At 72.7% G+C, this 25,674-nt stretch carries 24 protein-coding genes; 8 read left to right on the top strand and 16 right to left on the bottom strand.

Annotated elements, in window-relative coordinates; translation table 11 throughout:
* Window positions 1-55: 55 nt before the first annotated feature.
* Window positions 56-706 (top strand): thymidine kinase, encoded by a 651-nt coding sequence (locus AB0I88_RS18815; RefSeq protein WP_361025550.1) that lies wholly within the window; start codon window positions 56-58, stop codon window positions 704-706.
* Between the two features lie 86 nt (window positions 707-792).
* Here AB0I88_RS18815 and AB0I88_RS18810 read toward each other — a convergent pair whose 3' ends face one another.
* The 14 genes from AB0I88_RS18810 to AB0I88_RS18745 form a co-directional block, all read right to left on the bottom strand.
* Complete coding sequence (locus tag AB0I88_RS18810; RefSeq protein WP_361025547.1) at window positions 793-2,034, bottom strand: lamin tail domain-containing protein; 1,242 nt, start codon at window positions 2,032-2,034, stop codon at window positions 793-795.
* 91 nt (window positions 2,035-2,125) lie between these two features.
* On the bottom strand, window positions 2,126-3,085 hold the full coding sequence (locus AB0I88_RS18805) for a lamin tail domain-containing protein (RefSeq protein ID WP_361025544.1): 960 nt from the start codon (window positions 3,083-3,085) through the stop codon (window positions 2,126-2,128).
* A gap of 288 nt (window positions 3,086-3,373) precedes the next feature.
* Entirely contained in the window at window positions 3,374-5,902 is a 2,529-nt protein-coding gene (locus AB0I88_RS18800) for a M14 family zinc carboxypeptidase (RefSeq protein ID WP_361025541.1), read from the bottom strand.
* A gap of 438 nt (window positions 5,903-6,340) precedes the next feature.
* Window positions 6,341-7,180 carry a CoA ester lyase gene (locus AB0I88_RS18795; protein WP_361025538.1) on the bottom strand — a complete coding sequence of 280 codons (840 nt, stop codon included), beginning with the start codon at window positions 7,178-7,180 and terminating at the stop codon, window positions 6,341-6,343.
* Complete coding sequence (locus AB0I88_RS18790) at window positions 7,177-8,340, bottom strand: acyl-CoA dehydrogenase family protein (RefSeq protein WP_361025536.1); 1,164 nt, start codon at window positions 8,338-8,340, stop codon at window positions 7,177-7,179. Before AB0I88_RS18790 ends, AB0I88_RS18795 begins: the two co-directional genes overlap by 4 nt.
* The gene (locus tag AB0I88_RS18785; RefSeq protein WP_361025533.1) at window positions 8,330-8,629 is read right to left on the bottom strand and encodes an OB-fold domain-containing protein; all 300 of its coding nucleotides are present in this window, start codon (window positions 8,627-8,629) and stop codon (window positions 8,330-8,332) included. The genes AB0I88_RS18790 and AB0I88_RS18785 overlap by 11 nt, the downstream gene beginning before the upstream one ends.
* The gene (locus AB0I88_RS18780) at window positions 8,626-9,741 is read right to left on the bottom strand and encodes a thiolase (RefSeq protein WP_361025530.1); all 1,116 of its coding nucleotides are present in this window, start codon (window positions 9,739-9,741) and stop codon (window positions 8,626-8,628) included. The genes AB0I88_RS18785 and AB0I88_RS18780 overlap by 4 nt, the downstream gene beginning before the upstream one ends.
* Window positions 9,738-10,112 carry a MaoC/PaaZ C-terminal domain-containing protein gene (locus tag AB0I88_RS18775; protein WP_361025528.1) on the bottom strand — a complete coding sequence of 125 codons (375 nt, stop codon included), beginning with the start codon at window positions 10,110-10,112 and terminating at the stop codon, window positions 9,738-9,740. Before AB0I88_RS18775 ends, AB0I88_RS18780 begins: the two co-directional genes overlap by 4 nt.
* Window positions 10,099-10,557: a MaoC family dehydratase N-terminal domain-containing protein gene (locus AB0I88_RS18770; protein ID WP_361025525.1), complete on the bottom strand. Its 459-nt coding sequence runs from the start codon at window positions 10,555-10,557 to the stop codon at window positions 10,099-10,101. The genes AB0I88_RS18775 and AB0I88_RS18770 overlap by 14 nt, the downstream gene beginning before the upstream one ends.
* On the bottom strand, window positions 10,554-11,513 hold the full coding sequence (locus AB0I88_RS18765; RefSeq protein WP_361025585.1) for a RidA family protein: 960 nt from the start codon (window positions 11,511-11,513) through the stop codon (window positions 10,554-10,556). The genes AB0I88_RS18770 and AB0I88_RS18765 overlap by 4 nt, the downstream gene beginning before the upstream one ends.
* Window positions 11,514-11,515: 2 nt before the next feature.
* Complete coding sequence (locus AB0I88_RS18760) at window positions 11,516-12,847, bottom strand: MmgE/PrpD family protein (RefSeq protein ID WP_361025522.1); 1,332 nt, start codon at window positions 12,845-12,847, stop codon at window positions 11,516-11,518.
* Window positions 12,844-14,076, bottom strand: a complete 1,233-nt coding sequence (locus tag AB0I88_RS18755) for a CoA transferase (protein ID WP_361025519.1) — start codon at window positions 14,074-14,076, stop codon at window positions 12,844-12,846. The genes AB0I88_RS18760 and AB0I88_RS18755 overlap by 4 nt, the downstream gene beginning before the upstream one ends.
* On the bottom strand, window positions 14,076-15,083 hold the full coding sequence (locus AB0I88_RS18750; RefSeq protein ID WP_361025516.1) for an LLM class flavin-dependent oxidoreductase: 1,008 nt from the start codon (window positions 15,081-15,083) through the stop codon (window positions 14,076-14,078). The genes AB0I88_RS18755 and AB0I88_RS18750 overlap by 1 nt, the downstream gene beginning before the upstream one ends.
* Entirely contained in the window at window positions 15,080-15,541 is a 462-nt protein-coding gene (locus AB0I88_RS18745) for a MaoC family dehydratase (RefSeq protein WP_361025513.1), read from the bottom strand. Before AB0I88_RS18745 ends, AB0I88_RS18750 begins: the two co-directional genes overlap by 4 nt.
* A gap of 53 nt (window positions 15,542-15,594) precedes the next feature.
* Here AB0I88_RS18745 and AB0I88_RS18740 point away from each other — a divergent pair, with 53 nt between their 5' ends.
* Window positions 15,595-16,293, top strand: a complete 699-nt coding sequence (locus tag AB0I88_RS18740; RefSeq protein WP_361025510.1) for a hypothetical protein — start codon at window positions 15,595-15,597, stop codon at window positions 16,291-16,293.
* Here AB0I88_RS18740 and AB0I88_RS18735 read toward each other — a convergent pair.
* Window positions 16,290-17,081, bottom strand: a complete 792-nt coding sequence (locus tag AB0I88_RS18735) for an IclR family transcriptional regulator (protein WP_361025507.1) — start codon at window positions 17,079-17,081, stop codon at window positions 16,290-16,292. The genes AB0I88_RS18740 and AB0I88_RS18735 overlap by 4 nt on opposite strands.
* A gap of 172 nt (window positions 17,082-17,253) precedes the next feature.
* Here AB0I88_RS18735 and AB0I88_RS18730 point away from each other — a divergent pair, with 172 nt between their 5' ends.
* From AB0I88_RS18730 to AB0I88_RS18705, 6 genes are all read left to right on the top strand, one after another.
* Complete coding sequence (locus AB0I88_RS18730) at window positions 17,254-18,291, top strand: flavin reductase (RefSeq protein ID WP_361025505.1); 1,038 nt, start codon at window positions 17,254-17,256, stop codon at window positions 18,289-18,291.
* Window positions 18,292-18,295: 4 nt separating this feature from the next.
* Window positions 18,296-19,582: an acyl-CoA dehydrogenase family protein gene (locus AB0I88_RS18725; protein WP_361025502.1), complete on the top strand. Its 1,287-nt coding sequence runs from the start codon at window positions 18,296-18,298 to the stop codon at window positions 19,580-19,582.
* Complete coding sequence (locus AB0I88_RS18720) at window positions 19,579-21,012, top strand: aldehyde dehydrogenase (protein WP_361025500.1); 1,434 nt, start codon at window positions 19,579-19,581, stop codon at window positions 21,010-21,012. Before AB0I88_RS18725 ends, AB0I88_RS18720 begins: the two co-directional genes overlap by 4 nt.
* A 112-nt stretch (window positions 21,013-21,124) precedes the next feature.
* Window positions 21,125-21,997, top strand: coding sequence for an isocitrate lyase/phosphoenolpyruvate mutase family protein (locus tag AB0I88_RS18715; RefSeq protein ID WP_361025497.1), 873 nt, complete (start codon window positions 21,125-21,127; stop codon window positions 21,995-21,997).
* Complete coding sequence (locus AB0I88_RS18710; protein WP_361025494.1) at window positions 21,994-23,145, top strand: NAD(P)/FAD-dependent oxidoreductase; 1,152 nt, start codon at window positions 21,994-21,996, stop codon at window positions 23,143-23,145. The genes AB0I88_RS18715 and AB0I88_RS18710 overlap by 4 nt, the downstream gene beginning before the upstream one ends.
* A 193-nt stretch (window positions 23,146-23,338) precedes the next feature.
* Window positions 23,339-24,901 carry an aldehyde dehydrogenase family protein gene (locus AB0I88_RS18705; RefSeq protein WP_361025491.1) on the top strand — a complete coding sequence of 521 codons (1,563 nt, stop codon included), beginning with the start codon at window positions 23,339-23,341 and terminating at the stop codon, window positions 24,899-24,901.
* Window positions 24,902-25,338: 437 nt separating this feature from the next.
* On the opposite strand, the gene AB0I88_RS18700 is transcribed toward AB0I88_RS18705, so the two are convergent.
* Window positions 25,339-25,647, bottom strand: a complete 309-nt coding sequence (locus AB0I88_RS18700; protein WP_361025488.1) for a Dabb family protein — start codon at window positions 25,645-25,647, stop codon at window positions 25,339-25,341.
* Window positions 25,648-25,674 lie beyond the last annotated feature (27 nt).

Raw genomic sequence — 25,674 nt, 5'->3', positions numbered from 1 at the left:
TGAGGAAGGCTCACCATTGGTCCCGGTCACAGTGTCTACGCCCGTGGTGTCCCGAGTGCGGACGCTCGCGCCGGTCTTCCACGAGCTGACCCTGTTCCACGGCAGCATGGGCGCCGGCAAGTCGACGCTGGCGCTGCAGAACGCGTACAACCGGCGGCAGTCGGGCCGGCCCGGCATCCTGCTCACCAGCATGGACCGGGCCGGCGCCGGGGTGATGTCGTCACGGCTCGGGGTGGAGGCGGACGCCATCGAGGTCACCGACGGCACCGAGCTGACCGCGCTGATCGCCGGCGAGGTGCCGGCCGGCGGGTTCGTGATCGTCGACGAGGCCCAGTTCCTGCGGCCCGAGCAGGTGGAGCAGCTGGCCTGGGCGGTCGACGAGCTGTGTGTCGACGTGGACGCCTACGCGATCTCCACCGACTTCATGTCCCGGTTGTTCCCGGGCGCGCGGCGGCTGCTGGAGCTGGCCGACAACATCGTGTCGCTGCAGGTGGAGGTGACCTGCTGGTGCGGCCGTCCGGGCCGGCAGAACGCGCGGATCGAGGACGGCCGGGTGGCCCGGTCGGGCGCGCAGGTGGCGGTCGGTGACACGTCGGACGCGGCCGACGTGACGTACCGGGTGTTGTGCCGGCGGCACTGGCGCGACGGGATCGCCGGGCCGGACTCCCTGCCGGCAGCGCCCGGCTTCCCGCATCGGACGGACTGACCGGCGGTATCGAGCGGGCGCCGCGTCAGCAGCGCCCGGCTTCCCCCATCGGACGGACTGACCGGCGGTATCGAGCGGGCCCCGTGTCAGCAGCGCCCGGAGCCCCACGCCGTGCACGTGACGGTCCACTGGTCGGCGGTCAGCAGCGTGACCACGCCACCGGCGTCGTCGAGGATCCGGCGGCCGCCGCCGAGCGGGACGGTGATCGCCTCGCCCGCCGCGAGCACGGTGCGTTCCTCGAACCGGTGCGCCCACCACTTGCTCATGACCACGTGGCCGAACAGGTCGACCGCCTCGGTCCCGGTGTTGACCAGTTCGATCAGTTCCGGCCCGGTGGGTTTGACCCGCAGCCGGGCGCGCCCGGTGAGCGGGCTGCCGCACCCGGTCAGGCACGGGTAGATCATCCAGGCGCGGAGGTCGCCCTGTGGGTCGAAGAGGTAACCACCGTCGCCGTTGAAGTGCAGCGCCGGGATGATGTTGGCGAACACCGGGGCGGTCAGTCCCCAGTACTTGTGGGTGGCGGTGTCCCGGCCCCGGCCGATGTGCACGTAGACGGCGCCGCCGGCGGGCGCCACCGTGCCGGCGGCGAAGGTGTAGCGCCGCAGCCCGGAGTCGCGGATCCACCAGCCGCCGATCGGCACGTCCCGGGTGGAGGGGTTGCCGATCCGGACCCATTCGCCGTTGAGGTCGATGTCGTCGAGGCCGTCGGCGTCGCCGTTGACCCAGACGGTGAGGCCGCTGTCCTGGGCCGGGCCCACGCCGCAGGTGTCGGCGTCGTACAGCCGCCGGCGTTCGGTGGCCGCCTGCTGGGCCGCGTACTGGTAGTCGGCGTCCCAGGCCCACTCGTCGGAGAACGGCAGCCACAGGGCGTGGCCCTGGCGGATCAGCTCGTGGCCGAGGTCGCGCCACTGCCCGCCGATCCGTACGGCCACCGACCGCAGCGGACGGTCCCGGCTGCTGCTGGCCGGGTGCTGGGCGGTCATCCGTACCCGTCCGCCGCCGGCCGCGACGAGCTTCTCGAGGGCCGCCGTCGCGGTGAGGCTGTGGCATTCCCCGCGCCGGCGCTCCGGGCGCGGCGAGTAGACGGTCTGCTCCATCGCCTGCACGCCGATGATCCGCACCGACTCGGCGGCGGTGGTGCCGTCGCCGGCGAAGTCCACCTTGAGGGTGTCCCCGTCGGCGACCCAGACGACCCTGCCGGTCCAGACGGCGCAACGGGGGCTGCCGGCCGCCGGGCGGCAGGCGGCGGACACCGCGGCGGCCGGGGCGGCTGTACCGGCCGCGGCCAGGGTGGCGGCAGCGGCGAGAGCGGTGAGACGGCGCAGCATGCCGCGTCGATCGGACGCGGCCCCGGCCGGGTTGAGTGAAGCGGGCCGGCCGCTACCGTTCGCCGCCCGGGTCGCACCGCTACGGCGACCGTCAGCCGTCGCAGCCCACAGCGCACGGGTAGATCATCCAGGCGCGCAGGTCGCCCTGCTTGTCGAACAGGTAGCCGCCGTCGCCGACGCTGTGCTGGTCCGGGTCGGTGTTGGAGAAGATCGGTTTGGTGAGCCCCCAGTACTTGTGGGTGGCGGTCTCCTTGCCCTTGCCGACGTGCACGTAGACGTCGCCGCCGGCGGGCACGACGGTGCCGGCCGGGAAGGTGTAGCGGCGCAGCCCGGAGTCGCGCACCCACCAGCCGGCGATCGGCACGGCGGCGGCGGACGGGTTGTGCACCAGGAACCATTCACCGTTGAGGTTCGTGTCGTCGGCGCCGTCCGGGTCCGGGTTGACGGTCAGGGTGATGCCGCTGTCCTGTGCCGGGCCGGTGCCGCAACTGTCGGTGTCGTAGAGCTCGCGGCGCTCGGCGGCGGCCTGCCCGGCGGCGAGGTGGTAGGCGTCGTCCCAGGCCCACTCGCCGGGGAAGGGCAGCCAGAGCGCGTAGCCGCCGCGGATCATCTGCTCGCCGACGTCCTGCCAGACACCGTCGATCTTCACGGCGACCGAGCGCAGCGGCCGGTTCCCGTTCTTGCTGGAGGCCTTGAGCGAGGTGAGGCGCACCTTGTTGCCGCCGGCTTTGAGGATCTTCTCCAGCCGGGCGGTGGCGGCCAGCGCGTGACAGTCCCCCTTCCGGCGTTCCGGCCGGGGCGAGTAGCGGCTCTGCTCCATCGCCTGCATGCCGAGGATCCGCACCGAGACGAGTTTCCTGGTGCCGTCGCCGGCCAGATCGACGCGGAGGGTGTCGCCGTCGGGCGCCCAGTCCACCGTGCCGGTCCACAGTTGGCAGCGTGGGCTTCCGGGAATCGGCCGGCAGGCCGTGGTCGCGGCTTCGGCCGGGGCGGCGAGGCCGGTCAGGGACAGTGTGGCTGCGGTGGCCAGCGTGGCCAGGCGACGGAACATGACGCCTCAGATCGGCCCGCATCGACATCGGTTGAGGATTCGGCGCCGCTTCCTCCCGCGGCTCGACGGCGGCCCGGCCGGATCAGGGCTCACCGCGGGCGGCGCTCTTGAGAACCCGAAAACCACACACCATCTCCGGTACGCGTGACGCCGCCCCGGCACACTCCGCCCGTCCCGCCGAGCCGCGCGGCCGCCCGAGGTGCGCACGGCTCTGCCGCGGCCGCCGGGCTGACCTGCCCACTCACCGGGTCGCCCCGCGGGCGGACCGCCGCCCGCGGGACATCTCGATCAGCCGGCGGTCCAGAACAGGGCCCGGGCGTAGCCCGCGTACAGGCCCTTCGGGTGAGCCCGGAACAGCGGCTCGGTGCCGAACAGGACGGCGTTGCCGCCGCCGGCCGTGGCGCCGGAGATCACCGCCGCCTGGCCCGCGGCCTGGGCCGGGCCGTTGACGCCCGCCGAGGTGGGCAGCCAGTGGCCGGCGACCAGCGGGTCCGCGCCGTAGCGCTGTTCGACGGTGAAGCCGGTCCCGGTGAACCAGATCGGCGAGTAGACGAACGAGTGCGCCGGGGAGCCGGCGCCCACGACCGGGCCCTCATTGTTCACCGTGACCACGCCGTTGGCGTCGCCCCGGCCGGCGACCGCGGTGGCCGGCAGGACCTTGGCCGCCGCGTTGAAGGCCGCACCGGTGGCGCCCCGGGTGATCACGCCGCCGCCGCGGGCCAGGAACGCGTCGACCGTGGCACGGGCGGTGGCGTTCAGGGCCGTGTACGACAGCCCGGACGACACGATCAGCGTGTCCACTCCGGACAGGTCGAAGCCGGCGTTCAGGACCGCCGTCGACACGGTCTGGACGGTGAAGCCCATCTCCTTGAGGGCGAACAGCTCGTCCGCGGAGACGGCGCCGGCGATCACCGGCTGGTCGAGGACGTCGCCCTTCACCCCGCGCGGGGCGGCGGTGAAGCGTACCCCCAGGGTCTTGGCGAGAGCGGTGGCCTCGGGCCGCGCCTCGGCCGGGACCACGATCGTGCTCGCGTCCGTACGCCGCAGCTTGACACCCTGCGCGAGCAGCTCGTTGACCGCGCGCACGTCGTTGCCGTCGCGCAGCGACAGGGTGAGGTCACGCCCGCGCGGCGCGTCGACCGAGCCGGTGGGGGTGGCTCTGGTGACCGGCGACGTGCGCACGTGCGGCAGCGTGCGGGGGCTGGCGTCGACCCGCGCGCCCCACAGCAGGCCGTGACTCCAGCCGGAGATGTCGTACATCTGCGGCACCAGGTCGGAGATGTCCCGGCCGGCTTCCAGGAGCACGTTCGCGAGGCCGCGCTTCGGCTGGTGCATGTCGACGATGTAGGTGCCGTCCTGGTAGCGCTTCCCGTTCGCGGTGAAGTCGTGGCGGGCGCGGGTGACCCGGACGTCGTTGGCGATCAGGTGGTCGACCAGCCGCGCGGCCGCCGGGGTGCCCGCCGGGATGACGTAGGCGCGCGGGAACGTCGTCGAAAACCGGTCCTCGGGGCCGAAGCCGGGCACGAAACCGTCCGGGATCGTCGGCGACGGCTCGCCCGCCCAGCCGCGGCGGAACTGCTCGATCTGGTCGGCGAGCAGGGTGGCCCGGTTGGTGCCGGTGTAGGTGAGCGCCGCCTCGATGGTCGCGGCCGCCACGTCGGTGTTGATCCGGGCGCGGCGCCGCAGCTCCTCGACCGGCAGGTTGTTGTAGTCGGCGTTGTTGACGCGCAGCGGGATCTCCACGGTGTGCCCGATCGCGCCGTGGTACATGGCGTACATCGGGGTGAAGATGGGCGGCCAGTCGTCCCAGTCGCCGGGAGCGTAGTCCCGGAACGGGATGTCGGCGGCGGCCGTCTCCGGGAGGCCGAGCTGCTGGACGGCCTTCTCCATGCCGAGCGCGTTCGGCAGCGCGTGCTTGATGTACAGGTCGTACTCGTAGTTCTGCCCGTGCGGCGCGGTGGCCGGCTCGATCAGCGTGGTGCCGGTGTAGCCGTGCTCGTCGAGCATGACGAACGGCTGCGTCCCGATCACCACGTCCCGCACCGCCCGCGACTCCGGCTGGGTGCTGGTCGCGTGGTCCCGGTTGACGTCGAAGCCGGCGCCGTTGGCCCTGGTCCCGGCGACGCGGCCGTCCGGGTTGTTGGTGACGGTCAGGTAGACCCGGCTGTGCTCGAGGAAGTCCTTCGTCGCGGGGTCGGTGGCGGTGGCGAGGCGCTCGATGACGCGCAGCGCGCCGTCGGTGCCCTCCCACTCGTTGCCGTGGATGTTCGCGTTGATCCAGACCGGCGCCTTGTAACCGGCCCGGAGAGCACGATCCCGCTTCGCGGCGGCCGGATGGTCCTCGATCAGCTCACGCCAGTGGTCCTGCCGGGCCGTCTCCCCCGCCGACTCCGGCGCGGTCACCGTCACCAGGTAGAGGTCGCGGCCTCCGGCCGACTTCCCGATGATCTCCGCGGACACCCGGTCCGAGGCCTGCTGCAGCGCGTTCAGCTTCGGGGCGATCTCGTGGTACGGGACGAGCCCGAGCTTGATCGAGCGGTCCTCGGGATTCGCGGGCCACACCGGCAGGCTCGTCTGCCTCGGGTAACCCTTGCGTTTCCGGAGACTCCACGTGGACGCGGGCTCCTCCGCGGGCAACGTACGCGCCGACTGCGAGGCGATCGAGTCGACGGCGGCGACCTCGTTGCGTTCCGGCCCGTTGCCGAAGTCACGGGTCGAAGGGGTGTCGCCGGGTGCGCCCGCCTCCGCCGGCGCGGCGAGCAGGGCGGTGGCGAGTAACGCGGCGCCGAATCCGGTCAGGGTTCGTGACAAGTCCACAAAGCACCTCCGTTGGGATTCCCCGACCCTCCCCGGAGTGCCGCGGCATACGCAATGATCTATATGGCTGATTCGCCATACCGTTAGGGTCATCCTCCGCTTCCGATCATGATTCACGTTCTCGCCACGCACCTGTTGATCGGTCGCATCACGTCCCGGCGCATGTTGATCGGTCGCGCTCAGTGCACGGACACGTTGATCGGATCGTCACGCCGGTACATGACGCCGGCAGAGGAACAACACGTCGGCATCGGCCCGAAGATTCTCGCCGGCCGCGTGCCGAACCCGGTGTGTTGAGTTGGGGCGCGATCCGCACCCCAACTCAACACACCGGATCGCGGCCACACCGTGTGAAACTCGGGCACCATCCGCACCCCAACCCAACACACCGGGCCGCGGCCACACCGTGCGGAACTCGGGCACCATCCGCACCCCAACTCAACACACCGGGTCTGGGCCACGCCCGTGCGGAGCGGCCAGGGAGAGGGTGCGGCGGGCGTCGCGGATCACGGCCAGGTCGACCATGCGGCCGTGGGCGTCCAGGCACACCCCGCCGCCGGCCGCCTCGAAGCGGTCCACCAGATCGCGGGCGGTGGCGATCTCCTCGCCGGTGGGGGTGAACACCTCGTGCACGACGGGGATCTGCGCCGGATGGATGCAGGCACGCCCACGGAAGCCGAGCCGTTTGAGGGCGACCGTGGACCGGCGGAGGGCGTCCAGGTCACGGAAGTCGGTGGTGACCGCGGCCGCGGGCGGCTCGATCCCGGCGGCTGCCGAGGCGAGGACGACCGTCGACCGTACCGTCAGAAGCTCTTGATCTCCGGGGGTGATGCCGAGTTCGGCGCTGAGGTCGGTTTCGCCGATCTGCATCCGGGTGACGCGAGGAGCCGCCGCGATGGCTGTTGCCGCGAGGATCGCGCGCGGGGTCTCCAAGAGGGGTACGAGGCCGACCGCACCCGCCGGATCGTGCTCGTCGAGCAGCGCCGCCAGCGCGGTGACCTGCTCCAGGGAGGCCTTCGCCACGACCAGGCCGCGCAGTGCGGGGGCGATGACGGCGCGGGCGTCGCCGAGCCCGGCCGCCCCGGGGTTGACCCGCACCCAGACCGGCGCGGCGGCGGGCAGCCGCCGCAGCCATTCGGCGACGGTGTGGCGGGCCGATTCCTTCTCGGCGGGCGGGACCGCGTCCTCCAGGTCGGCGATCAGCGCGTCGGCGCCCCGGTCGAGGGCGGTGGCGAGCATCTTCGGCCGGTTGCCGGGCACGTACAGGAACGATCTCATCCGATGGCCGCCGCCCCGGACAGCAGCGCGCGGGCGATGACGACGCGCTGGATGTCGTTGGTGCCCTCGCCGATCATCATGAGCGGCGCGTCCCGGTAGAGGCGTTCCACCACGAACTCCTTGGAGTAGCCGTAGCCGCCGTGCACCTGCATCGAGTTCAGCGCGCAGAAGACGGCGGCCTCGGAGGCGAACGCCTTGGCCATGCCGGCCTCCATGTCGACGCGGTGGCCGCCGTCGGAGCGGGACGCGGCCCAGTAGACGAGCAGCCGGGCGGCCTGCACCTGGGCGGCCATCTCGGCGAGTTTCAGCTGGACCGCCTGGAAGTCGCCGATCGCCTTGCCGAACGCCTTGCGCTGCCCGGCGTACTTGAGCGCCTCGTCGTAGGCGGCCTGGGCGATGCCGAGGGCGCGGGCGGCCACGTTGATCCGGCCGGTCTCCAGGCCGGAGAGCACCTGCTGCATACCGCGGCCCTCGACGCCGCCGAGCAGCTGGGCCGCCGGGACCCGGACGTCCTCCAGCAGCACCTCGCACGACTCGGTGCCCCGGTAGCCGAGTTTCGGCAGGTCCCGTTCGACGGTGAAGCCGGGGGTGCCGGCCTCGACGAGGATCACCGACATGCCCTTGTGCGCGGGGGTCGCGGCCGGGTCGGTCTTGCAGAGGACGGGTAGCGGGTCGGCGTGCCGGGCGTTGGTGATCCAGGTCTTGCGGCCGTTGAGGACGTAGTGGTCGCCGTCGCGGACGGCCACCGTGGTGATGCCTTGCAGGTCGGTTCCGGCGTCCGGTTCGGTCAGGGCGATTCCGGTACGCCGCCGCCCGCCGGCCAGATCCGGCAGATATCTGGCCTTCTGGTCGCCGGTGCCGTGCCGGGCGATCAGCCAGCAGGACAGCGAGTGGCTGCCGAGGATCCCGGCGACGCCCATCCAGCCTTTGGCGATCTCCTCGAAGGTGAGGGCGAAACTGACCATGTCGGCGCCGAGCCCGCCGTACTCCTCGGGGACGGTGAGGCCGAACAGGCCCATCTCCCGCATGGTGTCGACGATCTCGGTGGGGTAGCGGCCGGACGCCTCCCACTCCTGCGCGACCGGCCGGATCTCGCGGTCGACGAAGTCGCGCAGCACGTCGCGGAACATCCGCTGCTCGTCGTTCAGGTCAAAGTCCATCGTCACTCCCTGTGAAGACGGGTGGTTCGGAGCCCTCGACGAGACGGACGGGCCGGTCGCATCGGGGATCGGGGATGCCGGTGAGGTGGGTGAGCACGATCGGGCCCTCGGTGAGGCGGACCCGCGCGAGCACGAATGGCTCGCCGGCACGGTGGACGACGGTGAAGCTGTCCACGGTTCCGGTGCCCGCCGCCTCCACTTCGGCCGGATGATCGCCGCCGCAGGTGACGCAGATCGGCCGCGGATAGTGCTGGTACGCCCCGCACGCCGGGCAGTGCTGGATCTTCACCGGTCCACCCCGAGGATCACCGTGGCGTGGCTGGAGAAGATGCCGCCGGTCCCGTGCGCGAGCGCCGTGGACGCCCCCGGAACCTGCCGGGCGCCGCATTCGCCGCGCAACTGGCGTACCGCCTCGACCAGCAGCAGGACGCCGAACTGGCCGGGATGGCAGTAGGCGAGGCCGCCGCCGGTGGTGTTGTGCGGTGTCGTGACGGCGAGCCCCTCACCGGGCGCCGCGAACCCGAGCGCTTCGAGGCCGAGCGGCACCGAGATCGTGAACGAGTCGTAGAGCTGCACCACGTCGATGTCGGCCGGGGTGAGCCCGGCCCGTGCGAAGGCGCGCCGGCCCGAGTCGATCGCGCCGGTGTGCAGCAGGTCGGGGGCGGTGGCCATGCCGGTGTGGGTCAGCGCCTCACCGTAGCCGAGCACTTCGACCGGCTGTTTCGGCAGGTCACGGGCGCGTTCCAGGGAGGTCAGGACGATCGCGCCGCCGCCGTCGGTGACCAGGCAGCAGTCCAGTCTGCCGAGCGGGCTGGAGATCGGGGGCGCGGCGAGGACCTCTTCGACGGTGAGGGCGCCTTTCCCGTACGTCCATGCCTTGGGGTTGATCTGGGCCCGCGCCCGCGCGGCGACCGCGACCGACGCGAGGTCCGCCCTGGTCAGGCCGTGAACGTGCAGGTAGCGCTGGGCGACCATGGCGTAGTAGGAGATCGGGTGGAGCGGGCGGTAGGGGGCTTCCCACTCGGCTTCCGGGGTGCCGTGGTCGTAGACGGCGTTCAGTGAGCGGCTGCGGGCGGACCGCTGGTCGCTGGCGTAGGAGACGACGACCGTGTCGCACTGTCCGGCGGCGATGGCCTGCGCGGCGCGGGCCACGTACATCTCGAAGACCGCTCCGCCGGCGAACGTCGAGTCGCACCAGGACGGCCGCACCCCCAGCCAGTCGGCGAGCTGGGTGGCGGAGAAGCGGGAGATGCCGTTGGTGGCGATGCCGTCCACGTCGGCGAGGGTGAGCCCAGCGTCGTCGAGCGCCCGGGTGACCGCCTGGGTCTGCAACTCCAGGATCGTCTTCCCGGTCGCGCCGAGGTCGCATTCGGCGGCACCGGCGATGGCGACGCCGGTCATTGGAGGGTCAGGGTGGCCGAGGCGGGGGCCACCGCGATCCGGCCGCCGTCGACGACCTCGACGCGCAGGTCCACCTCGATCGTGCCGGCTTCCTCGCGGACGACCGTGCCGACGCAGCGGATCGTCTCCCCGGCGAAGACCAGGCTTTTGAAGCGGAACGACAGGGCGGTGAGCACGGCGTCCGGGCCGAACCACTCGCGCAGCGCGACGGCGAGGTGGGCGCCGAACATCTGACCGTCCACGACCGGCTTGTCGAGGCCGCGTTCCCGCAGGTAGTCGGCGTCGTAGTGGAGTTTGTGCCAGTCCCAGGTGGCGCCGGCGTAGGCGATCATGTCGGGCGGTTCGATGGTGAACTCCCTAGCGAGAGACATGGATCAGCGTCTCCTCGTTGACGGCCAGTACGCGGCCGGCCTGATCGGTGTAGGTGGCGACCGAGGTGACCACGAGCATCGTCTTGCCGCCGCCGGTGACCCGCTCGGTCATGTCGGCCAGCTTCCAGCGGGCGGTGATCACGTCGTCCGGGCCGGCCGGGCGCTCAAACCGGTAGGAGTTCCCACCGCGGACCAGCCGGGTGCCGGGCACGTCCAGATGCCAGCCGTGGCCGGCGTAGCCGTCGGCGTCGCGGGGCAGGTTCGCGTACTGGTTGGTCTCGCAGATCAGCGTCGGCGGGGCCACGTCACCGGCCAGGTGCGCCGGATCGGTGTCGCCGGTGGCCAGCGCGAAGTAGCGGATCGCGGCCCGGCCCAGCGGCTCCGGCGCGGTGTAGACCCGTTCCTCCCCGATCCGCGCGGCCAGCTCCGGGGTCAGCAGCGTCACGACAGCACCGCCGTCGGCACCGTCTCCAGCAGGAACTCCGGTCGCAGCAGGGCCGAGCAGACGACCGACGTGACGACCGCGTTCGGGAAGTGCTCCGCCCGCAGGGCGGCCGTGCGCGGATAGTCGGCGACCGCCGCCGGGGTCAGGTATTCGACCAGGTGGACGACGTCGTCGCCGGTGGCGCCGGCCTCCGCCAGGACGGTCTCGACGCTCCGGTAGACGTGGCCGGCCTGGGCGGCCAGGTCCCCGGCGTGGACGGCCTGCTGGCTGACCGGGTCGAGCGCGCCGAACCCGGCCAGGTAGACGGTGCCGGCCGCCCGCACGGCCGGTTTGTAGGTGAGCGTGTCGTACCTGGACCAGCCGGGGTTCAGCGCGGTCAGCGGCGGGGTCGCGGCGATCGCGTCCAGCGAGACCCGGGCGCCCGGCTCGACCGGGACGTCGACGAGGATGCCGGCCGCGCCCGGATGGACCGGGCCGGAGCCGAGGATCTCCCGGCGCGGGCGCCCGCATCGGGGGTATTCGGCGCGGGTCGCCGTCGCCGTGTAGTCGACGGTCCGGACCAGTGCGCCGGTGTCCAGTCCGGACACGGCCAGCAGGGCGGCGATCCGTTCCAGGCACCAGCCGTACTGGTCACGGAAGTCGCCCTCGGTGGTGTGCACGCTCGGCAGATAGGTGACGCCGTCGGCCACCCGCATCACGTCGCCGCCGTCGGTGAGCAGTGCTCCGCCGCCGGGGTGCGTGACGACGGCCACGGCGTAGGGCGCGTCCGTGCCGACGATCGACTCGACCGGCACCCGCGACACCGGGACGCGGTGCTCGCCGAGCACGGCTTTCCGCGCGGCGCCGAGGGCCGCCGGGTCGGCCAGGGCGGCGGCGGTGACGTACTCGGTCACGTGGACCACGTCGCCGATTGGCACATCGAGGTGGTCGTAGCCGGGCACGGCCGGCAGGTACACGGTCAATGGAGACACCCTTCGATCCGGTCGAGCAGTTCCGTCACGCTCCCGGCGGCGGTCAGCGCGTCCGCGGCCGCGAACACCGCTTCCGCGCCGGGTCCGAGGTTCGCGGCGGCCTTGGTGCGCGCTCCCCCGCCGGTGGGCCGCTCCACCCGGGCGATCCGGCCGTCACCCTCGACGATGCCGGGCGCGGCGGCGGCGACCACGTCGGCGGCGCCGGCCCGCACGGTGATCCGGGCGGCCAGATCGAGGATGTCCGGCCGGTCCAGATCCTCGAACGTGTCCAGGTCCACCCAGCCGTCGACGATCATCGCGGCGACACACCAGTAGACGCTGAACCTGGCCTCGTAGGCGCTGCGCGGCCGCCGTTTCTCCAGGCCCCCGACGATCGGTACGGCGTCCGGGTGCAGTGTCACGGTCAGCGCCGACGGTGCCGCTCCGGTGAACTGCCCGGCCGCGTCGATCGAGGCGTGCGTCAACTGGCAGGCCGGATACGGCTTGATCCCGATCCGGGTCGTCTCCCACCGTCTCCCGAGATCACCGAGCAGGACGTGCGGGTCGGGATCGCGGGCGGTCATGGTCCGGAACAGGCCGTATTCGCCGTCGAGCGCTCCGGGCGGGCCGGTCGCCCCGGCGGCGGCGAGGCGGGCGGCGAGGATGCCGTTCGCGGCGGCGGTGCCCGGGTGCAGCTGTTTGGTGCCGGCCGGGCTGTGCAGGAACTCCAGCAGCCCGCTCGCCCCGCTCGCCGCGATCCCGACGGCGTGCGCCAGCCCCGTCGCGTCGAGGCCGATCAGTTTCCCGGCGGTGACGGCCGCGCCGACGACCCCGCACATCGAGGTGGCGTGCAGCCCGCGCGCGTGGAAGCCGTGCGGCGCCGCCGCCCCGAGCCGGCACACCACTTCCAGGCCCGCGACCAGCGCGGTGATCGTCTCGCTGCCGCCCGCCCCGGTCTGTTCTCCCACGGCGAGAGCCACCGGTACGGTCACCGCGCTCGCGTGCACCAGTCCGCCGGCGTGGGTGTCGTCGAAGTCCAGCGCGTGTACGGCGACGGCATTGCCGAACGCGGCCGCCACCGCGCCGGCCCGTTCGCCGCTGAACAGCCGTGCCTCGGGCGGGCCGCCGAGCCCGCGCGCGACGGTGAGCGCGGGTTCGGCGGCGCCGCGTCCGATGCCGGCGACGGCACAGCCGACCGCGTCGATCAGATGCTCCCGAGCCGCCCCGACGACCGGGCCGGGCAACCGGGTGAAGTCGAGGCGGGCGGCCCACCGCGCCAGCACCACCGCGGCGGGGCCGCCGGCCACCCGGGGCCCCTGTCCCGCAGGGCCGCCGCTCACTCGGGGTCCTTGCCCCGCGGGGCCGCTGCCCACTCGGGGTCCCTGCCGAACGCGCCGGCGGATCGGAGCTCGTCGAGGCGGGCGCCGGAGTAGCCGAGCAGTTCCGCCACGTACCCCAGGTCTTCTCCCCGGCGCGGAGCGCGGCGGTAGGCGGGCGGCGCGCCGCCCACCCGGACCGGTGACGCGACCTGGCGCACGGTGCCGTAGTGCGGATGCTCGGTCTCCACGACGAGCCCACGCGCCACGGTGTGCGGGTCACGCAGCGCGGCGGCCACGTCGTTGACCGGCCCGCACGGGATGCCCGCCGGTTCGAGCAGGGCCAGCCACTCGGCGGTGGCCCGGGTCGCGAAGATCTCCTCCAGCAGCGGGAGGAGCACGCCGGCGTGGGTGCGCCGGTCCGCGAAGGTGGCGAATCGCGGATCGCTCAGGGTGGGCACGCCGAGGACGGTGACGAGCCGCTGCCAGAACTTCTCCTTGGCGCAGCCGACCACGACCCAGCCGTCGGCGGACGGGAAGAGCTGGAACGGGACCAGGGACGGGTGGGCGGAGTAGCGGGTGCGGGCCGGTTCGAACCCGGCGTTGAGGTGCCAGGCCGCGGGGTAGGTGAGCATACCGACCGCGGTGTCGAAGAGGCTCAGGTCGCAGTCCATGCCGTGGCCGTCGCGGCGGGCCGCGTGGACTCCGGCCAGCAGGGCGATCGCGGCGACGAACCCGCCGGAGTAGTCGACGATGGACAGCCCGGACTTGGTGGGCGGCCCGCCCGGTTCGCCGGTCAGCTCCATCCAGCCGGCCAGGCCCTGGAGGATGTAGTCGTAGCCGGGCTGGGCGGCGCGCGGTCCGGTCATGCCGAACCCCGTCAGGGAGCAGCAGACGATGCTCGGGTTGACGTGTTTGAGCCGGTCGTAGGTGATGCCGATCTTCGCGGGCACGTCACCGCGGAGGTTGGAGTAGACGGCGTCGCAGTGGCGTACCAGGTCTTCGAAGACCTCGCGGCCGGCGGGGGACGCCAGGTCGAGCGAGAGCGAGCGTTTGCCGCGGTTGAACGTCTCGAAGAACAGCGAGTCCTCGCCGTGCTGGTAGGGCGGCACGTAGCGGCCGACGTCGCCGCCGGTGCCCGGTTCTTCGATCTTGATGACGTCGGCGCCCAGGTCGGCGAGGTGGACGGAGCCGAACGGGCCGGCGCCGTACTGTTCGACGGCGACGATGCGGATGTCCTCGAGCGGCCTCATCACATGCTCCCGACGAGTTCGAGCAGGCGGGTCTGGGCTTCCCGGACCTCGCCGGCGGGCAGCCCGTACGAGGGTGGGGAGAGTTTGATCGCGTCGGCCAGGCCGTCGTATTCGAGGATCCGGGCGGCACAGTGGGCCGGGGTCCCGGCGATGGTGAAGGCGTCGACCATCGCGTCGGGGATGAGGTCGCCGAGGGAGTCGGCGGGCCGACCGTCCCGGAGGGCGGCAGCGGCCGCCGCGCAGACGTCGGCGCCGAACATGCCGGCGTAGGAGCGGACCGACGCGTAGAAGCCGACGACGTTGGCTGCGCGACGGCGGGCCACGGCCGGATCGGGGTCGACCGAGCAGCAGGCGGCGGCGACCACGTCGAACGGCCGGGCGGGGCGGCGCGCGAATCCGGAACGCAGTGCGGGGAGGATGCGTTCGCGCAGTTCGGCGGGCGGGCACAGCTCGTGGGCGAGCCAGCCGTCGGCGACCTCCCCGGCGAGGGCGACCATGGCCGGGCCGACCCCGGCCAGGTAGACCGGAAGGTGCGGGCGGACCGGCGGGTACGGCCTGTGCCACCCGCGGACCCGGATGGCGCGCACACCCTTGTGGACGATCGGGTCGCCTCCGGCGAGGACGGCGCGGACGATGGTGACGGTGTCGCGCAGCCGGGGCAGCGGCCGGTCGAAGGGGACGCCGTGCCAGTCCTGGTTGAGCCGGGCCACGCCGGTGCCGAGCCCGAGACGGAACCGGCCTTCGGACAGTTCGTCGAGGTCGGCGGCGGCGAGGGCGGTGAGCATGGCACTTCGGGCGAAGGCGAGCGCGATGCCCGTACCGATGCCGACGCGGCCTTGGCCGCCCGCTTCCCTGCCGGTGCCGGCGGCGAGAGCGGAGGCGGTGACGAAGGCGCTGCGGTGCAGTTCGGGGGCCCAGACGACGCCGGCGCCGGCGGTCTCGGCGGCGCGGGCGGCGCTGACCAGCTCGGCCATCGTCTCGCCCCAGGGCTGCACGTCGAGTCTCATGAAGCGGGCCCGTGGCCGCGCTTGTAGGTGAGCATGGTGCGGGTCCAGGTGATGACGTCGGTGCCGTCCTGGTTGAAGCCGGTGGTGAAGACCTTGACGATGCCCGCGTACGGCCGCGACCTGGACTCACGCAGTTCGAGGACGGTGGACTTGGCGTAGATGGTGTCGCCGACGAAGACCGGGTGGGGCATGACGATCCGCTCCCAGCCCAGGTTGGCGAAGGCGTGCTGGCTCACGTCGGGCACCGACAGCCCGGTCACGATGGCCACCGTGAGGGTGGAGTTGACCAGCAACTTCTTGTACGGCGTACGCGCAGCGTAGTCGGCGTTGAAGTGGCTCTGGTTGGTGTTGAGCGTCAGGAGCGTGAACCACGTGTTGTCCGCTTCGGAGATGGTGCGGCCGAACGGATGGCGGTACGTGTCGCCGACGGTGAAGTCTTCGTAATAGCGGCCGAGCATGCGGCGAAGCTAGCACTTGTTTCGCACAGTGGAAAGGTGTTTCCATCTACGCCATGCTCGAAGCGTTCCTCTACCTGCACATCGTGCTCATGGTCTTCTGGCTCGGCGGGGACCTGGGAGTCTTCTACTCCAGCCGGTACGTGATCGACTCCTCGCTGACCCCGGCCGCCCGGCTCACCGCCTTGAAGATCATGCTGGGGCTGGACCTCGGGCCGAAGATCTGCCTCATCCTCTTCCTGCCCAGCGGCCTCACCCTGATCTCCCTGGACGCGCACGGTGGCGAACTGTGGGGCGTGCGGCTGCTGCCGTGGTGGCTGCTCGTACCGGTCTGGGTCGGCTCGTTCGTCTGGGTCCGGCTGATGTGGACCGACCACCACGAACCGGGAAAGCACGCAGCCGTGAAGCGGATCGACTGGGCGATCCGCGTCGCCGTGGTGACCGGCATGTTCGGCGCGGGCGTCTTCACGCTGGTGGCCGCCGAGCCGTTCGGCGTCACGACGAACCCGAAGTGGCTGGGCGGCAAGGTCATCCTCTACGCCCTGGCGATCGCGGCGGGGCTGGGCATCCGCCGGCAGCTCAGACCGTTCGGCCCGGCCTTCTTCGGGCACGTCATGGCGGGTACGGCCGGCGACGCGGACGAGGCAACCGTCAAGCGCAGTGTCAACGGCTGCCTCCCGTACGTCTGGGTGATCTGGGGTTCGGTGCTGCTGGCCGGCCTCCTCGGCGTGGCCAAGCCGCTGGCGAACCTCTAGCCCTGAGGGCGGTACCCCAACTGCGCGGAGATCCGGGACGCGGAGGTGAGCAGGTCGGCGACGGCCTCCTCGGTGTCCGGCTTGAACCGCAGCGCCGGCCCGGCCAGGCTGATCACGGCCACCACCCGGGCGTCGTGGTCGAAGACCGGCGCGGCGACGGACGCGGCCCCGGCCTGGCGCTCGCCGAGCGAGGTCGCGTATCCCCGCTTGCGGACCACGGCCAGGTCCTTGCGCAGCTTGGCCGGATCGGTGATGGTCTTGTCGGTGACCGCCTCGAGCGGATGCCGGGACAGGTAGGCCTCCACCTCGAAGTCCGGCAGGAACGCCAGGAACGCCTTGGACGAGGCGCCGGCGTTGAGCGGGAACGGGATGCCGAGGCTCACCTCGAGGCGCAGTTCCTGGTCGGGGACGACCTGGTCGACGTAGAGCCGGGTGTCGCCGCGGCGCAGCGACAGGGTGGCGGTCTCGTGGGTGCGCGCGGACAGGTGCTTGAGCTCGGGCGCGGCCATCGCGCGGACGTCGGTGCGGGCCAGGTACGCCCGGCCGAGGGCGACGGCGGCATGGCCCAGCGCGTACCGCCGGGTGGCCGGGTCGACGGTGATCAGCTCGCGGCTGCGCAGCGCGGTGAGGATGCGGTGGACGGCCGCCTTGGTGAGGCCGAGCGCGGTGGCGATCTCGGTGACGCCGAGATCGGGCTGGTCGGCGCGGCCGAAGTAGAGGAGCACGTCCATCGCGCGCTCCACGGCGGCGATGGAACGGGACTGGCCTTCGTCCTCACTGACTGCCACTGCGAAAACCCCCACGGAACAGGTACGGAACAGACTTCGCCGAACTCTAGCCTGCCATTTCGCGGTGCGAAACGCCGTACCGTTCCGCGGTTGACACGGCTTGCGAGCGTCGTTACGTTCAGCGTAACGACGTTTCCTAGAGCGAAACAGTCCGCAGGAACGGAGCGTACGAGTGCCGGTCGACAGCACGACCTTCCGATCCGTGCTCGGACAGTGGCCGAGCGGCGTCTGCGTGGTCACCACCGTCGGCCCGCACGGGGTGCACGGGATGACCGCCAGCTCATTCTCCTCCGTCAGCCTCGAACCGCCGCTCGTGTCGGTCTGCCTCGGCAACCATCTGCCCAGCCGGGCACTGCTGGGCGAGGCGGGCAAGTTCGCCATCAGCTTCCTCGGCAAGGACCAGGCGCACATCGGCCGCCGGTTCGCCGGGCAGGAACCCGACGTCAAGAACCGGTTCGCCGGACTCGACTGGACCACCACGCCGAACGGGTGCCCGGTGCTCAGCGACGCGATCGCGTGGCTGGACTGCACGGTGGCCCATGCCTACCCGGGCGGCGACCACACCATCTTCGTCGGCGCGGTCACCGACGCGGCGCTGCCCCGGGTCACCTCGCCGCTGCTGTTCCACTCCCGCAACTGGGGCCAGATCGCCGACCCGCTGCCGCCGGCGGTGAACCTCACCGTCGACGTGGCCGCCGACGACCCGCTCGCCGGCGCGCTGCGGCGGGCCGGCGCGCGGGTCCGCGGCGACGGGCACTGCTTCGAGTTCTCCGCCGACGCCCCGCCCGCACCGGCGGCCATCCGGGCCGCCAAGAAGTCCGGCGCCACCGTCATCGGATACGTTCCCGACGCCTTCGACCCGGACCGGGAGGACGAGGTCCTGGCAGGTGTCTCCGCCCTCACCGCCCTCGGCTGCGACGAGATCGGCTGCGCCGAGTCGCTCGTCGCCCCGGCGTCGCCGTTGCAGGTCCGCCGGGTGCTGCAGGACGCCGTGGCCCGGGCCCGGCCGGCCGTGCTGCGGGTGCGCCTGTCCGGCGACAACCGCCTCGCCCTGGTCAACGCGCTGGTCGCGATGAAGAGCGGGGTCTCGCACTTCGACGTCGTCGCCCCCGGCTCCGGCTCCTCCGGGCTGCCGCTCGGCGACCTGCTCCACCTGTCCCGCCAACTCGAGGTCGCCGGCCCGCCCGACCTCGCCCAGATCAGGGAGTGACACGATGGCCGACCGACTCATCGGCGAGAAGCTCGTCGACGACATGACCGTCGAGGAGAAGGCCCGGGCCGCCCTCGTCGAACAGGTTCTTCCGGCGCTACGGGCCAAGGCCGGCCGGGCCGACGCCGACGGCGCCTTCCCGCGCGAGCACATCGGCCTGCTGCGGGACGCCGGCCTGATGGGTCTCATCGTCCCCGAGGAGTACGGCGGGCTCGGCGGCACCCTGCGCGACCTGGCCGCCGCCACCTACGCGATGGGCAGCGCCTGCCCGTCCACCGCGCTGGCCTTCTTCTTCCACAACACGTCGGCGTCGCGCGGGCTGCTGCCGCTGGAGGCGATCGAGTCCGGGCTCCTCGACGACGACGACGTCCCGGCGGTGCGGGCGTTCGCCGAGAAGGTGCTGCGGCTGATGTCCGGCGGCAGCTGGCTCGCCAACTTCGCCAGCGAGTCGGTCAAGTCCAGCGGCGCCAACATCGCGATCGCCACCACCGCGGTCGCCGCCGACCGGGACGGCGTCCAGGGCTGGGAACTGACCGGCGAGAAATCGTTCGGCTGCGCCACCGGCATCGCCGACCATTACCTGGTCACCGCCCGGCTCGACGGCTACGAGACGGCCGACGGGCTGGTCATGTTCCTGGTGCCGCGCGACGCCGGCGGGGTGTCCGAGCGGCCGTTCTGGGACGGGCTCGGCATGCGCGGCAGCGCCAACCACGGCATCCGGCTCGACCGCGTGTTCATCCCACGGGAGGACGCGCTGACCGTACCGGGCGCGTTCGTGAAGATGTTGCAGTGCAGCCGGGGCAGCTTCGTCGGCAACCAGCTCGCCATCACGGCCGTCTACGTCGGCGCGGCGCAGGGCGTCTACGACGACACGCTGGAGCGGCTGACCCGCAAGACGTTCGCCGACACCGGCCGCCCGATCGCCGAGTCACCCATGCACCAGGTGATCATCGGCGACATGACCGAGAACCTGGAGCGGGCGTACCTGTGGCTGCGCCGCCAACTGCTGCTCGAGACGTGCGAGCCGCCGATCGCCACCAAATCCGAGGTGTACGCGCAGTGGCGCATCGCCAAGGGCAGCATCTGCCAGGCCGCGTTCGACGTGGCACTCGGCGCCCTCAAGGCGTCCGGCACCTCCAACGCGACGATGAACGGCACCGTCGGCCGGGCACTGCGTGACCTGGCGATGGGCCTGGTCATGACGTTCCCGCCGGAGCGCGGCCGGCTGGAGGCCGCGTCGGTGATCACCAGCAACCGCGCCAACGACCTCTTCGCGAGCGTGGCTGAATGACCAGAAGCCTCATCAACGGTACGTGGAAAGCGTGCGCCACCCCGGTAGGAGTGGATCTGGAGAACCCGGCCACCGGTGAGGTCCTCGGCCCGGCCCTCGGCGCGTCGCCGGCGGAGGTCGAGGACGCGCTCGCGGCAGCCGGCGCCCTGGGCGCCTGGGATGCGCCGCCCTCCTCCCGGGCAGACATTCTGGACACCGTCGCCGCCGCGGTCGGCGCCGCCGCACCGGAGATCGTCGCACTGGAGTCGAGGGCCACCGGCGTCCCGATCCGGCAGACCACACCACTCGGGATGATCCTGGCCGGCGCGTTCGCGCTGGCCGCCGGCCGGCTCCGGGCCGGGCTACTGACCTCGACGGCGACCCGCGACGACGGCCGCGAGGTGCTGGTCGAACGGCTCCCGTGGGGTCCGGCCGCCTGCCTCGTGCCGTGGAACGCGCCCGCCCCGATGGCCGCGCACAAGGTCGCCAGCGCGCTGGCCGCCGGCTGCCCGGCCATCCTGAAACCCAGCGAGTACGCGCCGTACGGCACCGAGCGGCTGGCCGAGGCGATCGACACGGCGCTGCGCGCGGCCGGCGCCCCGCCCGCACTGTTCCAGCTGCTGCACGGTGGCGCCGAGGTGGGCGCGGCCATCGTGTCGGATCAGCGGATCCGGGCCGTCTCGTTCACCGGCGGGCTCGGCGGCGGCCGGGCGGTCGCGGCCGCCTGCGCCTACGACATCAAGCCGGTGCAACTGGAACTGGGCGGCAACAACGCGCTGATCGCCCTGCCGGACGCCGACGAGGACGCGGTGGCCCGGGCCGCCGCCGACCTGCTCACCACCCTGAACGGGCAGTGGTGCCGGGCGCTGGGTCGGTTGATCGTCCCGGCCGGCCGGGAGGTGGCCGTCACCGAGGCGGTGCTGCGACGGGTGGAGAGTCTGCGGGCCGGCGACCCCGCCGACGAGGCCACCGACTACGGGCCGCTGATCCATTCCGGACATCGGGCCGCCGTGGTCAAGGCCCGCGACGATCTGGGCGGCACGCTGTACGAAGCCGCCCTCACCGGTCCCGGCAACACCCTGGCGCCCTCGCTGGTCGTCGGCGCCGACCCGGCACGCACCACCGACGAGATCTTCGGGCCGGTCGCGGCGGTGCACGGGTACACGACGGTCGACGAGGCCGTGGCGCTGGCCAACGGCACCCGGTACGGCCTGGAGGGCTACGTCTTCGGGGCCGACGAGCAGGCGGCTCTCGCCGTCGCCAGACGGGTCCGGGCCGGCGAGGTCAAGGTCAACGGCTCGTCGATCATGAGCCTGCACCTGTTCACCCCGCGCCCGGCCTGGGGGATCTCCGGCTACTCGGAGGAGGGCACCGCCGAGACGCTGCTGTTCTTCACCAACCCGCGGGTGGTCGGTGTGGAGAACGGCTTCGCCCTGCACAGCCGCTCATGAGTGGCTGTCCTCTCGCACGGCCGCTTCGGGCCGACCGTGCCGGGCGTCTCGCACGGACGCTTCGGGCCGACCGTGCCGGGTGTTTCTCGCGCCGGGCGAGGAAGATCCAATCATGACTGCCTCCGCGCTGCGCGCCATTCTCGCCTCCGGCCGGGTCACCCACGTGCCCGGCGTCTACGACCCGGTGACCGCCGCCCTCGCCGTGGCGGCCGGCCACCGGGCCGTGCACCTGTCCGGCGCGGCCGTCTCCGCGACCATGCTGGGCCGGCCCGACCTCGGGTTCGTGCACGCCACCCAGATCGCCGACCGGGCGTCCACCCTGGTCCCGGCCCTGGACGGCATCCCGCTGATCGCCGACGCCGACACCGGGTACGGCAACCCGCTGCACGCCGTGTGGACCGCGCTCGCCTACTCCCGCGCCGGGATCGCCGGCCTGCACCTGGAGGACCAGGTCAGCCCGAAACGGTGCGGGCACCTCGCCGGCAAGGAGGTCATCGGAATCGGCGAGGCGGCCGCGAAGATCACCGCCCTGGCCGATCAGGCGCCACAGATGGTGGTGATCGCCCGCACCGACGCGTACTCGATCCTGGGCCTCGACGAGACGATCGTGCGCTGCCGGGCGTACGCCGAGGCGGGCGCCGACGCGGTGTTCCCCGAAGGCGTGGACACCCTGGAGGAACTCACCCGGATCAGCGCCGCGATCCCCGGCGTGCCGATCGTCGTCAACCGCAGTGAGGCCGGCGGCGAACGTCCCGCCCTGACCGACGCCGAGCTCGCCGCCGCCGGTGTCCGTATCGTCCTGCACCCGGTGGCCGCGCTGCTCGCCGCCATGCGCGCGGCGTCGCTGGCCTACCGTGCCATCGCCGACCGCGGCACCGCCGAACCGGTCGACCGGATGCCGTGGGCCGCGTTCACCGCCCTGATCGGCCAGGACGAGGCCCTCGACCTCGACGCCCGCTACGTACCGAAAGGTCTGCAGACGTGAACCGCATCCTGGTCGCCGGAGCCGGACCGGTGGGGCTCACCGCGGCGCTGGCCCTGGCGCGGCGCGGCTTCGCCGTGACCGTGTGCGAGTCCGGCGACGCGCTGGCCGCCGAGTCCCGCGCGTCCACCTTCCACCCGCCCACCCTGGAGATGCTCGACGACCTCGGCGTCGGCGGGGAGTTGCACGAGCGGGGGCTGCGGTCGCCCACGTTCGCGTACCGGGACCGGAACGAGGGACTGGTCGCCATGCTGGACCTCGCGGTCCTCGGCGGCGACACCCGCTTTCCGTACCGGTTGCAGTGCGAGCAGTCGAAACTCACGCCGATCCTGCTCGATCACCTGCTGCGCCACGACGGCTGCGGGATCGAGTTCGGTTTCCACGTGGCCGGGGTGACGCAGGACGGCGGCGTCACGGTCACCGCCGCCGACGGCCGCACCGCCCACGGCGACTGGCTGATCGGAGCGGACGGCGCGCACTCGTCGACGCGGCGGGCCACCGGCGTCACCTTCGACGGCATCACCTACCCCGAACGGTTCCTCGTCGCCTCGGCCGACGAGGAACTGACCGAATGGCTCGACGGCCTGGCCGCCGTCAACTACGTGTTCGACCCGGTCGAGTGGTGTGTGCTGCTGCGGACCCCCGACCACTGGCGGGTGCTGCTGCCCACCCCCGCCGAGACCCCCGACGAGCAGGAGTACGAGCGTCTCGGCGCCCGGCTGCGCGGCGTCCACGATCCGGGCCGCCCGTGGCGGGTCGCGCACGCCAGCATGTACCGCGTCCACCAGCGGGTCGCCACGTCCTTCCGCACCGGCCGGGTCCTGCTGGCCGGCGACGCGGCCCACGTCAACAACCCGCTCGGCGGCCTCGGCATGAACTCCGGCATCCACGACGCCGTCGCCTACGCCGCGGCGATCGCGACCGGCGACGACGCGGCGATCTGGGCGGCCGCCAGCGACCGCCGGCGCATCGCCCTGGAATACGTGCAGAGCGTCTCCCACCAGAACTACGAACGCCTCCGCGCCACCGACCCCGACGCCCGCACCGCCCACCTCGACAGTCTGCGCGCCATCGCCGCCGACCCGGCCCGCGCCCGCGAATCCCTGCTGCGCAGCTCCATGATCGCCTCCCTCCGCCCGGTCGCCGCATGACCGCCCCCACCCGCCGTCACCCCACGGCCGCCTCCGCCGTGGGACTCACCCGGCCGCGCGCCCACACGCCGGGCGGGTTCCCTCCGACCGCGGCCAACAGCCGCCGGGCCCGCGCCGAACCGGCGCCCGGGACCCGCCACGGAATCTCGGCTGCCGGGCGCGCGGGTGTCGTGCCGGGGCTGGGTGTGCCGGGATGAGCGCGCCGATCGGGGCGGGGACGATCGCCCGGGAGAATCCCGCCCGTACCACGGAGATCGTCGGGGTGGTGGCTGAGACGGCGCCGGAAGCGGTCGACACGATCGTCCGCGAAGCGGACGCCGACCGGCGGAGGTGGGCGGCGCGGGAGCTGCCGGACCGGCTCGCCGCGCTGGCGCGCGCCGCCACCGCGATCGAGGAGGCGATGCCCGAGCTGGCCGTTCTTCTCGCGCGCGAGTCCGGCAAGGTGGCCGGCGACTGCCGCGGCGAGCTGGGCTTCGCGGTCCGCTATCTGCGGTGGGTGGTCGAGCAGGCCCCTTCGGCGTACGCGGACCGCACGGTCGACGACGATCTCGGCCGGATCGTCGAACAGCGCAAGCCCTACGGGGTGGTGGCCGCCGTCACGCCGTGGAACGCGCCGATCATCCTGGCCATGCTGAAGATCGCGCCCGCGCTGGCCGCCGGGAACGCGGTCGTCGTCAAACCGTCCCCGCTCGCGCCGCTGACGATCTCCCGGGTGGTGGCGCTCTTCGACGCGCCGGTCCGGGTGGTCCACGGTGGATCGGCGACCGGGGCCGCGCTGGTCGGGCACGAACTGGTCCGGAAGGTGGCGTTCACCGGCGGCGCGGCCGGTGGCCGGGCGGTGGCGGCGCTGGCCGGTGACCGGCTCACCCCGAGCGTCCTGGAACTCGGCGGCAACGATCCGGCCGTCTTCCTCGACGACGCGCCGTTCACCGGCGACGCCATGGACCGCCTCGTCATGGCGAGCTTCGCCACCAGCGGGCAGGTGTGCATGGCGGCGAAGCGCCTCTACGTGCCGTCCGCCCGCCTGGACGAGTTCGTCGAGGCCTACCTGGCCGCCGCGGACCGGGTGCTGGTCACCGGCGACCCGCTCGCGGACGGCGTCACCATGGGCCCGCTCATCTCGGCGTCCGCTCAGCGGGCCGCTCTCGCCTTGCGGGGCGAAGGCGCAGCACGACGGGCGGGTTCGGCGCCCAGAAGCGGATCGGCGCCCAGCCCGGAAACGAGTTCCGTTTCCGGGAGTGGCCGACCGGCCGAACCGGGGACGGGTTTCGTTTCCGGGAAGGCCGCGGGTGGGGTCGTGCACGATCTCGGGCGGTTCGAGGCCGACCCGGACATCGGATACTTCGTGCGGCCCGCGCTCGTCGTCGACCCGGATCCGGCGTCGCCGCTGGTCGTCACGGAGCAGTTCGCGCCGGTGGTTCCGGTCCTCGGCTACTGCGACGAGGAGTCGGTGCTGGCCGCCGCGAACGCCGGGGAACTGGGACTCGGCGCCTCGGTGTGGAGCGCCGACGAGGAGCGGGCGTTCGCGTTCGCCCGGCGCTTCGAGGCCGGTTTCACGTTCGTCAACACGCACAACCGGACCGGCATGAGCCTGCGCGCCCCGTTCGGCGGCGTGAAGCGCTCCGGCTGGGGCCGGGAATACGCCCACGAGGGCCTCGCCGAATACGTCCAGACCTGCGTCATCCACGCCCCCGCCGCGTTCCGGCCGGGCGCTGTGGCGACGACGGCCGGGCCGTCGGCGTACCCCGCGGGTTAGGCCCTGTCCCGCGGCTCAGGCCACAGCCCCGCGTGATCCGCGGGACAGGGCTCCAGACGCCGCGAACCGTGGCCGTGTGCCGGGCGCCGAAGAGAGGGCGGTCGCCGGGCGCCGTCACGGTTCGCGGTCCGGACACCGGCTCGGCGGGTCACGTCGGTCCCACCCGCCGGGCCGGCCATCCGGCCGAACTCGGGAGCGGGCCTGCCCGGATCCTGTCCGGCTGGTCGTGGGCGCTGTGACAGCACCCACGACCAGCCCAAGAAGCTCGGCCACAGCGCATCGCCACCTGACTCCGGGCGCGCCTTGGTGAGACACGGGGCGGCCGGTGCGGGACCACCGGGTCGGCCCGGCGGGCGCGCTGCGGCCCGGTGTGGCAGGTGGCCGCGTGGCACGGCGGGACGGGCGGATTCGACGGGGACGGTCCGCCGCGTACGAGATCAGGGGGTGTAGTCGACGACGGCGCGTGCGGTCAGCAGGGGGCGCAACCACGCGCCCAGCTCGAGATGCGCCGGATGGGCCTGATATGCCCGCAGATCGTCGACGTCTCGGTGGGTGGTGCGCAGGCACAGGTCCCAGGAGACTTCGGTGCGGAGTTCGTCGACGTGTGCCTCAAGGGAACGGATCTCGGGAACGGCATCGAAGAGTTCTTCCAGACGCAACTTGGCCTTGGCAGCATCTTCGGCATCGGCAAACCTCATCAGTACGACGTGCACCAGCACCGCGCGCCCCCAAAATATCTTTGTCATCAAGAGAAACCCTGTTGCGAAAGTGGC

Origin of the sequence: Actinoplanes sp. NPDC049802, from assembly GCF_040656595.1 — a bacterium.
Classification (GTDB): domain Bacteria; phylum Actinomycetota; class Actinomycetes; order Mycobacteriales; family Micromonosporaceae; genus Actinoplanes.
This window is presented reverse-complemented; position numbering and strand designations above follow the sequence as displayed.

Excerpts from the sequence above, each read along its gene's own strand:
- AB0I88_RS18810 (WP_361025547.1), bottom strand. The coding sequence starts at position 2,034 with ATGCTGCGCCGTCTCACCGCTCTCGCCGCTGCCGCCACCCTGGCCGCG.
- AB0I88_RS18805 (WP_361025544.1), bottom strand. The coding sequence starts at position 3,085 with ATGTTCCGTCGCCTGGCCACGCTGGCCACCGCAGCCACACTGTCCCTG.
- AB0I88_RS18795 (WP_361025538.1), bottom strand. The coding sequence starts at position 7,180 with ATGAGATCGTTCCTGTACGTGCCCGGCAACCGGCCGAAGATGCTCGCC.
- AB0I88_RS18790 (WP_361025536.1), bottom strand. The coding sequence starts at position 8,340 with ATGGACTTTGACCTGAACGACGAGCAGCGGATGTTCCGCGACGTGCTG.
- AB0I88_RS18780 (WP_361025530.1), bottom strand. The coding sequence starts at position 9,741 with ATGACCGGCGTCGCCATCGCCGGTGCCGCCGAATGCGACCTCGGCGCG.
- AB0I88_RS18775 (WP_361025528.1), bottom strand. The coding sequence starts at position 10,112 with ATGTCTCTCGCTAGGGAGTTCACCATCGAACCGCCCGACATGATCGCC.
- AB0I88_RS18755 (WP_361025519.1), bottom strand. The coding sequence starts at position 14,076 with ATGAGGCCGCTCGAGGACATCCGCATCGTCGCCGTCGAACAGTACGGC.
- AB0I88_RS18750 (WP_361025516.1), bottom strand. The coding sequence starts at position 15,083 with ATGAGACTCGACGTGCAGCCCTGGGGCGAGACGATGGCCGAGCTGGTC.
- AB0I88_RS18745 (WP_361025513.1), bottom strand. The coding sequence starts at position 15,541 with ATGCTCGGCCGCTATTACGAAGACTTCACCGTCGGCGACACGTACCGC.
- AB0I88_RS18740 (WP_361025510.1), top strand. The coding sequence starts at position 15,595 with ATGCTCGAAGCGTTCCTCTACCTGCACATCGTGCTCATGGTCTTCTGG.
- AB0I88_RS18725 (WP_361025502.1), top strand. The coding sequence starts at position 18,296 with ATGGCCGACCGACTCATCGGCGAGAAGCTCGTCGACGACATGACCGTC.
- AB0I88_RS18720 (WP_361025500.1), top strand. The coding sequence starts at position 19,579 with ATGACCAGAAGCCTCATCAACGGTACGTGGAAAGCGTGCGCCACCCCG.
- AB0I88_RS18715 (WP_361025497.1), top strand. The coding sequence starts at position 21,125 with ATGACTGCCTCCGCGCTGCGCGCCATTCTCGCCTCCGGCCGGGTCACC.
- AB0I88_RS18705 (WP_361025491.1), top strand. The coding sequence starts at position 23,339 with ATGAGCGCGCCGATCGGGGCGGGGACGATCGCCCGGGAGAATCCCGCC.
- AB0I88_RS18700 (WP_361025488.1), bottom strand. The coding sequence starts at position 25,647 with ATGACAAAGATATTTTGGGGGCGCGCGGTGCTGGTGCACGTCGTACTG.